Consider the following 13,845-nt stretch of genomic DNA (forward strand, 5'->3'; position numbering starts at 1 on the left):
GTCTAGTCTTTAAAAATTAAAAGTTAACATTTACACCAAAAACAAAACTTGGAGATTGGAAACCATTCAATAAGAATTTGGCATCTCTGCTTTTTGCTGCAGTAAACACATTTTCGGCATTTAGATTAAAACGCACTCCGTCTAATTTTACTCTCTTCATCAATTCTTTTGGCATTTGGTAAGCCAATGAAACGTTGCTTAATCTAATGTTTGAAGCGTCTAGAATGTTAATGTCTGCGTATGAATAAATAGTTTGTGAATCTGAACTGAAATCGGGTTCATACTCATAAACAACTCTTGGAACATTTGTAAATGCTTCGTCTCCTGGCTGCTGCCAACGATCTCTAATATGATTGTTTACAACCGTAATATCTGTTACATAACCACCCATTGCGCCATTGTAGTTGTTGTTGAGCATTGGCAAGAATGTATTTTTAATTTTATGGCCTAACTCATATACAAAAAGTGCCGAAAGCGAGAAGTTTTTGTAATTGGCAGAAGTATGAAACGAACCGCTGTGAATAGGTACTGTTGAGCCAAAATCTTTAATAGCATCGACCTGACCCGGATTGTATTTTACAGCTGTTCCGTTTGCGTCATAAACCTGTGGCAATCCTGTGCTGCTTAGTCCTGCCCATTGGTAACCATAAATTGAGTTAAAACTTGTTCCTACTCTTGGAAAAGCTTGTGCTTGATCTAACTGTAAATAATAAACCGGTGCTTTTACGTTTATAAAATCTACTTTATTTTTATTATTAGCATACAAAATAGCAAGCATCCCATGAGAATGAAGGTGTTTTTACGATTGTTCCTCTCAAAGTTACCTCGATTCCTTTATTTGTCATTCCTCCGTTGTTGATGGTATAAGTAGAATAGCCCCATCCTTCTGTTGGAATTCCTTGGCTGCTTGCTAATAAATCTTCTCCTTTTTTGTTATAAAGGTCTAAGCTTCCGTTTAATCTGCTTTTGAATAATGAAAAATCCAAACCAATGTTGGTTGTTGTTGTTTTTTCCCAAGATAATTCTGGATTTGGTCTCGATCTCACAGTTCCTTGAGTTCCTCCAACATTTGAATTAGAGTTGTAATACGCTGTTAAATAAGGCGCTGTATCTTTAGCAACATTTCCTAAAATACCATAAGAAGCACGTACTTTAAGCGCATCTACCCACGAAACTTTAAAGAAAGATTCTTTATCAATATTCCATCCCGCACCTGCAGACCAAGTTGGTTTATTTTGATATTTACTGTCTGTTCCCCAAAGATTAGAACGATCCATACGTATACTTCCAGAAACGGTGTATCTTCCGTCATACGTATATCCGCCTGTAGAGTAAACAGATACAAAACGGTTTAGCATTTCTTTTTCTAATGAAAAATCGTCTTGAATCATGTAGCCTCCAAAAACTCCTCCGTATACTTTAAGCAAATCTGCCTGATTTATTGGAGCAAAACCTAAAGTCTGCGAGTCATAACCATAACGTGTATTATTGCTAAATTCTAATTTTGTATGACGAATTTCCATACCTGCAATGGCAGAAAAATCATGTTTTTCATTAAAAGTCTGATTGAAATTTAACTGCTGACGGAAATTATAAGCGTTTGTAAACTGATTGGTTTCTTTTATAATATCGCCATAAGGAAGATTGTAAACCGCTTTATTGTTTACAATAGTAACCAATTCGTTTACTCTCTTTCTTACGTAATAAGAATCCTTTTCATTAAGCTGTTCTGCACGATCTGAACCATATTCGTATTGGAACATTGCATTGTATGTAAAGGCTTTGCTGAATTTAACGTTAAACTTTGCGTACGTTCTGTTTAGGAAGTTTTTATTTTCAACCAGATTTCTTCCAAATTCATCCATTGGCGTAATATCCATATTATACAATCCGTAATTCTGCATAGACTGAAGCGTAAAATTATTGTAGCGAGATGCAGCAGTCGAAACAAAATTAGTTCCGTCGTTATTTACCAGTTGATTGTACGGCTGAAATTTAAACCCAGGCAATGATGCAAGATAACTTTGCGTATCGCCAGTTCCGTAGTTTAAATAAGTTCCTAAATCTAAAGATAGCCAGCTGTTAATTTGAGTAGAGTTTTTCAAATTGATTCCTACTGACTGGTTTTCAGAATATCGATCTTCAAGCTGATTGTCTTTGTAAGTAATCGATGCATTAAAAGTATTATTTTCTGTAGCTTTACCTAAACTAAGATTGTGTCGCATAAAATACTGATCTCGTTTTGCATATTTTGCAATATCATCATAATACTTATATCCTTGTGCGCCAAGAGTATTCAAACGGCTATTCATTTCTGTCATAGAAATTTTGCCGGCATAACCATTTAATAAAGTATTCATTCCTAAACTCGTAAATGCAGCATTATTTAATAATGATTGCGCATAAGTTCCAGCATTTGCACCTTGTAAATTAGGGTTTCCAGCCGCCCAACCTTTTTCTAAACCAATAATATCAGCAGAATCGGTAAGGTTTCCGGTATAATTTCTATAAGGTGTAACGGTTAAATTGCTTGAAAACGAGATATTTGTTTTTCCAGCTTTTGCTTTTTTGGTTGTAATAACCACTACTCCATTTGCTGCACGAGAACCATAAATAGAAGCCGCCGCTGCATCTTTTAAAACTGTAATTGTTTCAATATCTTCTAAATTCAGATTCGGCACATTTTCTTCTATAGTGGCATAAGGCGTTAGTTTTGTACTTTCTACAGGAAATCCGTCAATAACATACAAAGGATAAACGACACCTCGCATAGTTGTTGTACCACGAATTTTACCATCCTGATATCCAACAATACGTCCTTCCAAGATTTTATCCATACTGCTCAAACGCTGCTCCTGAAACTCTTTTGCTTTTAAATTGGAGAAAGAACCTGTTATTTTTTCAGCCGAAATATTTTGGTAACCAGTCGTTAAAACCAAACCTTCTAATTCCTGCACGTCTTCTTTTAAAACAACATTGATAACGCTTCTTCCTTCAACTTTTATTTCTTGTCTTACATATCCTAAATAAGAATAAGCCAAAGTAGTTTCGCCGCTTACTGCAATAATTTGATATTCACCATTAAAATCGGTATTTACACCTCTTCCAGAACCATTATCTGCAACTGCTGCACCTACCAAAGGCATTCCTTTTGCATCTGTTACTCTACCTTTTACGATAAAATCTGCAACAGGTTTTTTCTCCTCGGTTTTTTCGGGAGCGATTTTTCTAGGCGTCAAGACAATATGGTTTCCAGACACCTTAAAATCGGTACTTGTATTATTAAAAATTTTATTTAATATAACTTCGATTGAAGCTTCGTATGCATTTACGTCGATTACTCTGTTTAAATCTACAGATCTTACATTGTAAACAAATCTGTAATCTGTAGTATATTCAAGCCTTTCAATTACTTTGGCAACGGTCATGTTGCTGGCATTAAAAGAAATCTTGCTTTTTTGAGAATAAGTGGTTCCGGCGTGCATTACTGTTAAGGCAGTTAGCAGAAATAATGTGGTCAATTTCATTTTCAAATCAAATTTCAAAAAAGGCTTATCAAACCTGATTCTGTTCAAGAGTTTTTTCATACTTTTAAAATGTTTTTTAATGTTGGTTGGTTAATTAACTGACCGCATATACTCTACCGGAAATGTTGGCGCATTTTCCGGTTTTTTTATAACGATCCTTTTCATTTTGGATTTTTGTTACATAGGCCTCTTTATTTTAGATTTTAGATTCTTGATTGTAGATTTCTCAATCTTGCTTCTTATATTTTTTGTCTTTTTTCTTTTTCTCCCTCTCTATTTAATCGTTATTTTGTCTTGGTCAATGTTGTAATCAATCGCATAACTGTCGCTGAAATATTTCAAGACCACTTCAATTGGCTCATTATCAAAACGGGCATTGAAAATTTCTCTTCCGAGTGTTTTATTTTTATTGATGAAAGTCACATTATATTGACGTTCTAACTTTTTGATAATATCATCAAAAGATGCATTTTTAAAAACCAGACTCCCTTTTACCCAATCAGTATAATAATCTGTATTAACCTGTTCGATATTTATTCCGTTTTGTCCTTTTTGAGTTGATCCTTTATAACCTGGCGTTAAATAAACCTGATTTTGACTTGTTTTTTGATCTTTATAAAGTGAAACTTTGCCTTCGACCAATACAACATTTGTACTGCTATTATTGCTATATGAGTCTACATTGAACTTAGTTCCTAAAACCTCAACATTGACTTCTTGTGCATTTACCGTAAACGGATGGCTTTTGTCTTTGCTAACTTCAAAATACGCTTCGCCGGTTAAATACACTTGTCTGTTTTTATTTTTGACAAATTGAACTGGATATTTAAATGAGGTTCCTGAATTTAAATGCACCAAAGTTCCGTCTGATAATTGTACATCGAATTTTTTTCCGTACGGGATTTTCAGAGTGTTGTAAACCAACTCTCCATTAGCGAAAGCTTTATTATAAACCAGTTTGTTTTTCTCTTGTTTTCCAATAATATTTCCATCTTTATCCGTAACATTTTTTTCTTCTGAAGTATCAATGTTTTCAGATGCTCCGTTACCAAATTGTAAAACAATTTCGTCAACTCTCGGTACAATAACATTTTGTTTAACTTGTTCTGAGCTAGAATTTTTATAAAAATAAAATCCTCCCAAAGCCACAATTAAAACCGTCGCATATTTATAATATGATGGAAATCTTCGTTTATAAAAAACATTATTTTCCTTATTGATTCGTTCCGAAAGCTGTTTTCTAACTTCAGTCGAATCAAAAGTGTTCAAAGCAGTATCAATTGCATAATTGGTTTGCACAAAATCCTTAAATACAATTTGATTCTCTTCTTCTTTTAACCACTCTGTGAGCTGCTCAATCTCTTCTTGAGAAGCTTGATTTGTGATAAATTTAACAATTAGTCTCTCTGACTTTTTTACTGTCATTTTAGTCGTTTTTAATATTATTACGAAGCCAAAAAACAAAACCCTAACAATTTGATAAAGTTTTTTTCATTTTACTGATTTTTTTATTTTTCACAAGTCTTTTCTCTCAATAAAACTCGATTAATTTGATAGATTTTATAAGGTAAAAGATTTATATTTGCATTTTTATTCCTTTTTTATTTGTAATAATTTTCGAATAGAAAGGCAAAAAAGAGGGCGTTTTGAGCAAATTCAATTCACTTTTTGACCTCAAAAACTATTAATTTATATATTTGTTTTTATGAAGATGGATGATTACAGCGATAATACTATTCTAATTGAGTCTCTACAAAATGGAGATGAAAGCGCTTACACGTATCTTATCGACACTTATCATCATAAACTTTGTGTATATGCTAACAGCTTGGTTAAGAATGTTTACAGCGCAGAAGATATTGTGCAAAATGTTTTTATTAAAGTTTGGGAACAGCGTACAAGATTAAAAGTAGACCATTCTTTAAAAAGCTTTCTTTATAAACTGGTTTATAATGAGTTTATCGATTTATACCGAAAAAACCAGTCTTTATTTTCTTTAGAAAAATCGTATTATGATGCCTTAAACGGAATTGTTCAAGAAGAAGATTCGGAATCTTTTCAAAGAGTTTTGAATGCTGTGAATAAAGAAATTCAAAACTTACCGCCAAAATGTAAAGAAGTTTTTATTTTAAGCAAAAAAGAAGGTTTGACCAATATAGAAATTGCAGAACATTTGGATGTTTCCATCAAAACGGTTGAAGCGCAGATTACCAAAGCATTCTCAATTCTGCGTACTTCTTTAGAAGAAAAAGTAAAAAGTGTTTTGTTTCTTCTATTTTCTGCTAAAAAAAAATTCAGACTAAATAATTTAATCTGAATTTTCCTTTTATTGTTTTAAAGCTGAAATTGATTGCAAAGCTTTAGGATACGTATTTCATTTTTTCTTCGATAAATTCTAGAATTGGCTCTTTCATATCGTGATAAAAAAGCACTTTCCAGTTTTCATCTTTTGCTTGCTGTTCCCATTTTTTACGAGATTCTCTAGCGCGTTTTCCGTCAAAATCAGTTTTATAGGCAACATGCATTGACCAATATATTTTTTGCGGTAAATCGTCGGCTCCATAAAAAACAATTTCGTCATCGGCTTTGATCCAAAAAACTTGATGAAATTGGGTATGCCCAGCCGAAACTTCATAGAAAATTTCGTCGGTAATTTGTCCGCTGTCAGCATTTAATAATTCCACATTTGGAAGTTTTTCGAGCTGATTCAATATTTCAGGAACGTAAGACGGATTATTGATTTGTTCTAAAGCAAAATCTATTTCGCGTTTTTGAATATAAATCGTTGCATTTGGAAAATTTTGAATCAGATTTCCGTTTTCAAAATAACCAATTCCTTCAATATGATCTTTATGCAAATGCGAAACCAAAACTTTTGTTATCTGTTGAGGTTCGATATTGTTTTTTCGTAAAATTTCATAAATAAAAGGAATGCCATTATTTACAAATCCTAATCCGAAATCTAATAAAATAACATCATTATCGGTGATAACAACAAAAGGCTGAATGGCCATTTTTAAACCTGGATCGTTTGATTCGTCTGACAAAAGTTTAAATTCTTTTTTAGAATTGGCAACATAATTTCCTTCTTGTAATGCTATAATTTCCATTTTGTTTCTGCTTTAATTTTGCAACATGACAAAGTTCTTAAGAATTTCTATATTTGTAAAACCTTATTTTTCGATAAAATCAATCGATAAAACCGATTTAGAAATGGAACTTCGTCAGCTTAAATATTTTCTGAAAGCAAAAGAATTACTGAATTTTACTGAAGCTGCTTCGGCACTTTTCATCAGTCAAAGTACATTATCGCAACAAATAAAACAGTTGGAAGATGAATTGCAGGTTCCTCTTTTTAACCGAATCGGAAAGCGAATAACTTTGACAGAAGCTGGAGATTTGTTTGCCGTTTACGCACAACAATCGGTCAATAAAGCTTCTGACGGATTGGAATTATTAAAAGATTTAAATAAACTCGAAACTGGAAAAGTGGCAATTGGCGTAACGTATGCGCTACGTCATGTGGTTACAAAAGCACTGATTTTATTTAGTTCTGAATATCCAAAAATACAATTCGAAATTATCTTTGGAACTTCGCAAGAACTCATTCAAAAACTAAATCATTTTCAGCTTGATGTTATTCTGACTTTTGAAGAAATTGCTTCTGAAGCACATTTTAAATATCTGGAATTGTTTACATCGCCAATGGCTTTGGTTACAGCATCAGAGACGCCTTTGACCTATAAAAAAAGTATTTCTCTAGATGAGGTAAGTTCCTTGCCGCTTGCGCTTCCGTCGAGTGGTTTCAGTACCACACAATTTATCAATAAAGCTTTTGAAAAAAGTAGTTTACACCCAAAAGTTACGATTGAAATAAATGATATTCCCACTTTGCTCGAACTGATTAAAACGGGAAAATGGCATACTATTTTGACCAAAACCACTATTGAAGACGAGAAAGATTTGTACGCAATTCCTATACAAGGCAAAAATATGACACGAACTGCGATGCTTATTTCTTTGAAAGAAGTATATGAGAAAAAAGCGGTGACGGCGTTTTTGAAAATGCTAGTAGAAAATTTGAAATAATTTTTAAACATCAGTATTTTACCGCAAGTCCCAGCGGGACGAAATATTTATAGAAATAATTATGTCGCTCCTCTGGAGCTTTTGCCAACTGTGGATCAATTAATCTATAAATATTTCATTCCTCCGGAATTTGTCCTGAGAAAAAATTGTTTACGGCAAACTTTGTCAAAGTTTAAAACTTTGACAAAGTTCTCGTATCTATAGTTTATTTCAACTCTGCTTCAAAAGGCGAAGCTGGCAAGTCTTCTTTATTGTATAAATTAGCTTCAGAAGGATTATCTGCCCAAGCATAACGAACTTTTACAGGATTTGCAACCGAGTCATTCCAAACTACGATTTTATCACCTTCGAAAATTGCTTTTGCCCAAACAAACTTTCCGTCTGTTCCTGAAATGGCAAATTCTTTTAAATCGTTTCCTTTTTTAATCATAAAACCTGTTCCAATATCTGAGAAGCTTAAAATCAGTTTATTCCCATTTTGCTTCATAGATTGAAAAATCGGACCTGAGGCAGTTAAGTTTTTTTCTCCATAAACCAATTTTCTAGCTTGCAATGACAATCTTTTTCCAACATCATATTTGTCTAAAGGATGAATATCGTTCCATTCGCCTAAATCTATTGTTATGGCCAATCCTGTATTTGGAACTTTTAGCGTATTTAATTGCTGTTGTCTTAAGGTAGCCCAACTGCTTTCTGTTGGTTCTGTTTTTGACTCCATAAAATTTGGAAGCTGCACCAATAAAAATGGCAATTTTTCCTGTTTCAATTGCGTACGCCAATTTTCAATTAAGGTTTCCATTAAAGCTCCATATTCCAAAGACTTTTTGGTATTAGCTTCTCCTTGATACCATAAAACGCCTTTTATTGGGTAATTTTTCAAAGGTGCAATCATCGCATTGTAAAGCCCAACAGGTTTCCAGCGAACGAAAGTCTGTCCAGGAAGCGGTTCCATTTTTGAGCCTAATTTGTATTTCCAAGTTCCCTTTAAATCAATAGTTTTATCTCCAACAATTAGCTTATATGGTTTATCGGTTACAAAACCTCCTTTTCCTGAATTATTGATGATTCGAACTGTAATTTCATTTTTTCCTTCTTTTAAAATAGCGAGCATTAAAAGAATAAATTCTTGGCGGATATTGGTACGAAGTTGTTCCAACGAAACGCCCGTTTACAAAAACGGAATCGGCATCTACAATTCGCCCTAAAATTAATTTTGCCTGATTTTCATTTGCTTTTTCTAGTATAAACTCTTTCTTAAACCAAACTGAACCGTTTGTTTTTCCGAGTTCTCCGTCAGCCCAATAACCCGAATTTGCATTTCGTTCCAATCTGAAGTCTCTGCAGAATTTGCCCATTTATTTTTAACACCAATATCGGTATTGTTTAATAATTTGTACCATTCTGAACTGACTTTACGATCGTTTTCATCTATTTGTTTTTCGAGTTTTCCGTCTTTGAATTTTAAATATTCTTGATAATATTCGGGAAACTTTTTAATGCCTTCTTCGCTAATCCATGATTCGGCAGGAGAACCACCCAAAGCGCTATTGATTAATCCAATTGGAATTTTATACTTTTCGTATATTTCTGAAGCAAAGAAATATCCAACTCCTGTAAACTGTAAAACATTAATTGGATTTGCTTCAATCCAAGAACCAGATGAAAAATCGTTTCTTTCTTTTTCGAAATAATATTCATCGGGAACTAAAAACTGACGAATATTAGTATTGGCAGATTTTGCAATTTCTTCTTTGTATTTGTCTTTCAAACGATCCATTGGAAGTTCCATGTTCGATTGTCCAGAGCACAGCCAAACATCTCCAAAAAGAATGTTTTTCAAGACAATTGTGTTGGACGCTTTTAAAGTCATTTCGTAAGGTCCGCCTGCTTTTTGAGAAGGAATCTGAATGGTCCATTTTCCGTCTTGAGCTGTTGTGGCTTTGTATGTTTTACGATTAAATTCGAGTTCGACTTTTTCGTTTGGCGACGCCCAGCCCCAAATATTGACTTTTGTATCGCGCTGCAATATCATTCCGTCACTTATCAATCGCGGAAGTTTTATTTGCGCATTAATCGCAAAACTTAAAAGGACTGCTAGTAATGTTATTTTGCTTTTCATTTGATATCTTTTTTTTGCCACAGATTAAAAAGATTAACATAGATTAATTTAAAAAAAATCCTTTTAATCCTTTTAATCTGTGGCTAATATAATTAGTGGAAATTCGTGAAATTCGCGGCGAAAAAAACCTATTCGTAACTATATAATTTTATTTTTTGAATTTCGTAATCTCCAACTGAGATTCTTAAATGTCTTCCTTGATGCGTTTGATCTCCGTTGAAATGTCTTATGGTTCTCCAAACTTCATTTTCGAATTTACCAAAATCTGTTTTTAGAATTCCAGCATTTACATTTTCCTTTAACGGTTTAAAAGTTACCACAATTCCTGAACCTGAAATATAAAATTCATCTTTAGCGATTTCTATAATAATAGCGCTTGACATTGGCCATGTTTCAGCTTTTGCTCCATCAGACCAATTTAAGGTATAATCATGTTTAAAAGTGAATTCGTAATCACCCATTTTTATGATTTGTGTATTATTTTCTTTGTCTAATAAAACACCATCGATTTTTCCTTGTCCTTTGTATTTTTCAATTGTCGGAGTTAATTGTTGCACCAAATCGTAGATTTTACCTAGAGGTTCTTTTTTTGCATCGGCTACAGATTCTATTGAAAATGGAGAAAATCCCATTGCTTCATAATGTCCGATAGCATATAATCCTTTAAATGGAGCTGTTTCATCAAAACGATGTTCTGGAATAAAAAGTGGATCTCCTTGACGTGTAAACAAATCGTTCCATTGTTTGAATGACGGATTGTAGAAATCTGGCGCTAAAAAATCTATTGAATTTCCAGCGGCTTTCCAAACGTCCATAATATGAGGCAATGGTCCTGCACTTGGATATTGTCCTGGCTTTTTTTCTGGCGCATTTAGGGCAGCGTTAACAAACATCGGAATTGGATAAGCATCTTTTCCTGCTTTGGCAACGATATTGGTAAATTTAGAAAAATACCAAGCCATGAAAATTTCGTCTGTATGCAGTCCTTTTCCAAAAACTTCTTCCCAGTTTCCTTTGGTTTTGAATCCGTTTTTCTTCCAGATTTCTAAAAATTCTGGAACTAGTTTTTGCTTGTTTTTTTCTAAATATTTGATCAATTCATCTGGAACTGGTTTCTGAAATGCAGCATTCGCTAAAGCATGATAATCACGAGCTGTTGGCAGCATTCCGATTTCGTTTTCAACCTGAATCATGATTACGGTTTGGTCTTTTTGATCGAAATCTTTAATATGCGCCATCAGTTTTTTAAAAGCATTCAAATCGGCTTGAAGATTATTTTCGCTGAAAGGCGTCAAAATTTCATGGCTTTTATTTTTATCGTCTTTAACTCTTGGATATTTTTTCTGGTTAAGTTTTATCCATTCTGGAGCATGGCTTGACATACTGTTTTTCCATGATCCGAACCAAAGGAAAACGAGTTTTAAGTTTTCTTTTCTTGCACGACGAATTAAGTCATCTACTAACTGAAAATCAAATTTACCTTCTTGCGGTTCTATCAATTCCCAATAAATAGGTGTTAAAACCGTGTTGAGGTTCATATCTGTCAATTTAGACCAAATGGGTTCCATGCTTTCCATACTTGTTGCAGAGGAATTTCCTAATTCTCCGCCTCGTATTAAGAATGGTTTTTGGTTTACAATTAATTGTGTTTTGTTTCCTGTTTTTTGAAGATGTGGTATGTTTTGACTAAAACCAAATTGTATTGTCAAGAATGCAATGAGAAACAATTTGCCTTTTGTAAAAACTCTTACTCGATTTGTTTTACGATTGAAAGCCATTTTGATTTGTTTTTTTGCTCTGATAAATCTTGAGCGATAAAAGTTAAGAAAATAAACAATCCATAGTGCAGACCTTTTCAGACTTGCACTATGGATATATTACTAATTAAATATTTAAGGTTTTTGTAATTCTCCTGAGAAACCTAAACTCACATCTTTTCCGGCAAGACCGTCTGCTGTGCCTTTATATGCATGTTTACGAACATAATTTGCATCCCAAAGATTTGGAGACTCGTTTGGAAGCCAGTATTCATGTTCTTTTGAATTATCGGATACTCCCCAAATTGTGATTCCGTATTGCTGACCTGCGGGAATGTATTTTTTGTACATATCAATAACATACTGGTACATTTCTGACTGAGAGGCTTGCTGTGCAACTGTTGGCGTAGCAGTTCCTAATCTGATATCTAATTCAGAAATTTTAATCAATTTTCCTGTAGTCGCCAATTTTTGGAACATTTGAGCAATTTTGTCTTTATCTGTATTTAAATCAATATGCATTTGTGTTCCAATTCCGTCAATTCTAGCGCCTTTGCCTTCAATGTATTTTACATATTCGATTAATCCGTCACATTTGTCTAATCTAGATTCTAGGTTGTAATCGTTAATGAAAAGTTTATCTGTTTCATTTCCGTATTGACGTGCTAGTTTGAAAGCTGTTACAGCGTAATCTTTTCCTAGATATTTAATCCATGAGAAATAATCTGCGGCTGTATCGCCTTCTGTTCCGTTTCTTAGCGTTCCATCTTCTTTCATTGGTTCGTTTACAACATCCCAAGCAAAAACGCTTGTTTTGTAATGTGTCATCATTTTAGAAATCCAATCTGTCATAGCATCTCCAATAATTTTAGTTTTCTCAGCATCTGTTTTTTCAATTGTCACTGGAGCTGTTGCACCGCCACCAGCAGATGATCCGTCTGTTACTGTAACATTATCAATATAATAGGTACCAGCAAGTAATCCTAAATCAAAATTGAAACCTGTTTCTGTTCCAGCTGCTGTTATTTTCCACTCAATTAATTTCCAAGTTGTAGAAGTTGCCTGATTTCCTTGGTATTGAGCTGACCCTCCTGTTGTTGAACAACGTACAGAACCTGGTGCTTCTGAACGAATCATATACGAAATTGTGTAATTTTTTCCTGCTGTTAATGTTGAAGTAAAATCTGCATGAATTTGCGTTTTCCATTCTCCACCAGAATTATCGGTTGCGTTGATTACTTTCATTGCGCCGTTTCCTTCGTAAGCCTCTGATGCCGATGCCGCACTCAAGGCATCTGTAGCTCCATTGTATTTTGCCCATCCGGTTATTCCTGAATTAAAATTACCGTTGGTCACCAAATTGGTTACAGCTGTAGCCGCATCAAGATCAACAACTGCAAGTGTATTGGCATCAATCAAGTAAGTTACATTTGGAAGATATCCTAAATCTAAATTAAACTGAAAACTTGTGCTTCCTGATTTAAAATCGCCTGGCGCTAATTTAATTTTAACTTGCTTGCCAAGAAGAAGTCGTTTCAAAAGCTTCTGTCCACGTTCCTCCAGTGCTAAACCAATCTTTATATGGATATTGATTAGCTAATGATCCATTGAACGAAATGCGTCCTTTTCCGGCAACATCTGATTTTATATAAAATGAAATTTCATAATTATGCCCATCAACTATTGGCACATTTGGCGAAGTTAATTGCAAATTGTAAGCTGCAGAAGAACTTGCGCTAGATTCTAATTGAATTGCAGACGAAGTGCTTGTTAGTCCGGCATTGGCAACTGTTGTAATGCCTTTTCCTGGGTTATTTCTAGCCCATCCTGTGAAAGTTCCGCTTTTAATAGGTGTTAGATCCAAGACATTTGTACCGCTTGAACCTGGAATTACTGTTGGGGCAATAATACCGTTTAGATAACTAGCATTTTGATTGGAATGCCAAACTAAAGTGTGTCCGAAAACTGTTAATCCAGCACTTTTTGTTGCTCGCAATAAAAGCATCTACGGTGGAAAAGTTAATTTCTCCTTTAGAGTTTACCATTGCACCGTGCTTCATTTCGTAACCTGGCGTTACTTCGTCAAAATTTTCGTTTACGATTTTTCTATAAGCAGCATCGCTCATGTATAAACTTATTCCGATTCCGTTTCCTAAAGTAAAATCAGAGTAGTTTTTTAATGGTTCGTAACGGCTAATTTTTTCTACTAAAGCCAGCGGAAGTTCAGCTCCTGTTACTTCTCCGTGCTCTGGGTCTTTTCCCCACTCCATCAAATTATCATCGCATGATGACAAAATCATTAGTGATGAAGCAATTATTGGTATGATATATTTATATTTCATTTTGTGGTTGT

Annotated in this window: 12 protein-coding genes; 2 read left to right on the top strand and 10 right to left on the bottom strand. The window is 34.1% G+C overall.

From position 1 onward, the window contains the following. Window positions 1–16: 16 nt before the first annotated feature. From P5P87_RS10800 to P5P87_RS10810, 3 genes are all read right to left on the bottom strand, one after another. Window positions 17–778 carry a hypothetical protein gene (locus P5P87_RS10800; RefSeq protein WP_278022547.1) on the bottom strand — a complete coding sequence of 254 codons (762 nt, stop codon included), beginning with the start codon at window positions 776–778 and terminating at the stop codon, window positions 17–19. Then, window positions 756–3,587 (bottom strand): SusC/RagA family TonB-linked outer membrane protein, encoded by a 2,832-nt coding sequence (locus tag P5P87_RS10805; protein ID WP_278022548.1) that lies wholly within the window; start codon window positions 3,585–3,587, stop codon window positions 756–758. Before P5P87_RS10805 ends, P5P87_RS10800 begins: the two co-directional genes overlap by 23 nt. Window positions 3,588–3,800: 213 nt before the next feature. Continuing rightward, on the bottom strand, window positions 3,801–4,952 hold the full coding sequence (locus P5P87_RS10810; protein WP_278022549.1) for a FecR family protein: 1,152 nt from the start codon (window positions 4,950–4,952) through the stop codon (window positions 3,801–3,803). Window positions 4,953–5,232: 280 nt separating this feature from the next. On the opposite strand from P5P87_RS10810, the gene P5P87_RS10815 reads away from it, so the two are divergent. After that, window positions 5,233–5,844 carry an RNA polymerase sigma factor gene (locus P5P87_RS10815; RefSeq protein ID WP_198858440.1) on the top strand — a complete coding sequence of 204 codons (612 nt, stop codon included), beginning with the start codon at window positions 5,233–5,235 and terminating at the stop codon, window positions 5,842–5,844. A 43-nt stretch (window positions 5,845–5,887) separates the two neighbouring features. On the opposite strand, the gene P5P87_RS10820 is transcribed toward P5P87_RS10815, so the two are convergent. Continuing rightward, a complete protein-coding gene (locus tag P5P87_RS10820; protein ID WP_278022550.1) occupies window positions 5,888–6,637 on the bottom strand; it encodes an MBL fold metallo-hydrolase in 750 nt (249 codons plus the stop codon). A gap of 25 nt (window positions 6,638–6,662) precedes the next feature. Here P5P87_RS10820 and P5P87_RS10825 point away from each other — a divergent pair, with 25 nt between their 5' ends. After that, window positions 6,663–7,616, top strand: coding sequence for a LysR substrate-binding domain-containing protein (locus tag P5P87_RS10825; RefSeq protein WP_233074219.1), 954 nt, complete (start codon window positions 6,663–6,665; stop codon window positions 7,614–7,616). A gap of 205 nt (window positions 7,617–7,821) precedes the next feature. On the opposite strand, the gene P5P87_RS10830 is transcribed toward P5P87_RS10825, so the two are convergent. From P5P87_RS10830 to P5P87_RS10855, 6 genes are all read right to left on the bottom strand, one after another. After that, window positions 7,822–8,727 (bottom strand): sialate O-acetylesterase, encoded by a 906-nt coding sequence (locus P5P87_RS10830; protein ID WP_278022551.1) that lies wholly within the window; start codon window positions 8,725–8,727, stop codon window positions 7,822–7,824. A 126-nt stretch (window positions 8,728–8,853) separates the two neighbouring features. Then, window positions 8,854–9,735 carry a sialate O-acetylesterase gene (locus tag P5P87_RS10835; protein ID WP_278022552.1) on the bottom strand — a complete coding sequence of 294 codons (882 nt, stop codon included), beginning with the start codon at window positions 9,733–9,735 and terminating at the stop codon, window positions 8,854–8,856. Window positions 9,736–9,863: 128 nt separating this feature from the next. Continuing rightward, entirely contained in the window at window positions 9,864–11,513 is a 1,650-nt protein-coding gene (locus P5P87_RS10840; protein ID WP_278022553.1) for a GH35 family beta-galactosidase, read from the bottom strand. A gap of 114 nt (window positions 11,514–11,627) precedes the next feature. After that, on the bottom strand, window positions 11,628–13,031 hold the full coding sequence (locus P5P87_RS10845; protein WP_278022554.1) for an endo-1,4-beta-xylanase: 1,404 nt from the start codon (window positions 13,029–13,031) through the stop codon (window positions 11,628–11,630). Further along, window positions 13,000–13,488, bottom strand: a complete 489-nt coding sequence (locus P5P87_RS10850; protein WP_278022555.1) for a hypothetical protein — start codon at window positions 13,486–13,488, stop codon at window positions 13,000–13,002. Before P5P87_RS10850 ends, P5P87_RS10845 begins: the two co-directional genes overlap by 32 nt. Beyond that, window positions 13,415–13,834, bottom strand: coding sequence for a hypothetical protein (locus P5P87_RS10855; protein ID WP_278022556.1), 420 nt, complete (start codon window positions 13,832–13,834; stop codon window positions 13,415–13,417). Before P5P87_RS10855 ends, P5P87_RS10850 begins: the two co-directional genes overlap by 74 nt. Window positions 13,835–13,845: the final 11 nt, after the last annotated feature.

Origin of the sequence: Flavobacterium ginsengisoli, assembly GCF_029625315.1 — a bacterium.
GTDB lineage: Bacteria > Bacteroidota > Bacteroidia > Flavobacteriales > Flavobacteriaceae > Flavobacterium > Flavobacterium ginsengisoli.

Bases quoted from the DNA above. Each gene is read 5' to 3' on its own strand.
- P5P87_RS10800 (WP_278022547.1), bottom strand. From the start codon at position 778: ATGCTTGCTATTTTGTATGCTAATAATAAAAATAAAGTAGATTTTATA.
- P5P87_RS10805 (WP_278022548.1), bottom strand. From the start codon at position 3,587: ATGAAAAAACTCTTGAACAGAATCAGGTTTGATAAGCCTTTTTTGAAA.
- P5P87_RS10810 (WP_278022549.1), bottom strand. From the start codon at position 4,952: ATGACAGTAAAAAAGTCAGAGAGACTAATTGTTAAATTTATCACAAAT.
- P5P87_RS10815 (WP_198858440.1), top strand. From the start codon at position 5,233: ATGAAGATGGATGATTACAGCGATAATACTATTCTAATTGAGTCTCTA.
- P5P87_RS10820 (WP_278022550.1), bottom strand. From the start codon at position 6,637: ATGGAAATTATAGCATTACAAGAAGGAAATTATGTTGCCAATTCTAAA.
- P5P87_RS10825 (WP_233074219.1), top strand. From the start codon at position 6,663: ATGACAAAGTTCTTAAGAATTTCTATATTTGTAAAACCTTATTTTTCG.
- P5P87_RS10830 (WP_278022551.1), bottom strand. From the start codon at position 8,727: ATGCTCGCTATTTTAAAAGAAGGAAAAAATGAAATTACAGTTCGAATC.
- P5P87_RS10835 (WP_278022552.1), bottom strand. From the start codon at position 9,735: ATGAAAAGCAAAATAACATTACTAGCAGTCCTTTTAAGTTTTGCGATT.
- P5P87_RS10840 (WP_278022553.1), bottom strand. From the start codon at position 11,513: ATGGCTTTCAATCGTAAAACAAATCGAGTAAGAGTTTTTACAAAAGGC.
- P5P87_RS10855 (WP_278022556.1), bottom strand. From the start codon at position 13,834: ATGAAATATAAATATATCATACCAATAATTGCTTCATCACTAATGATT.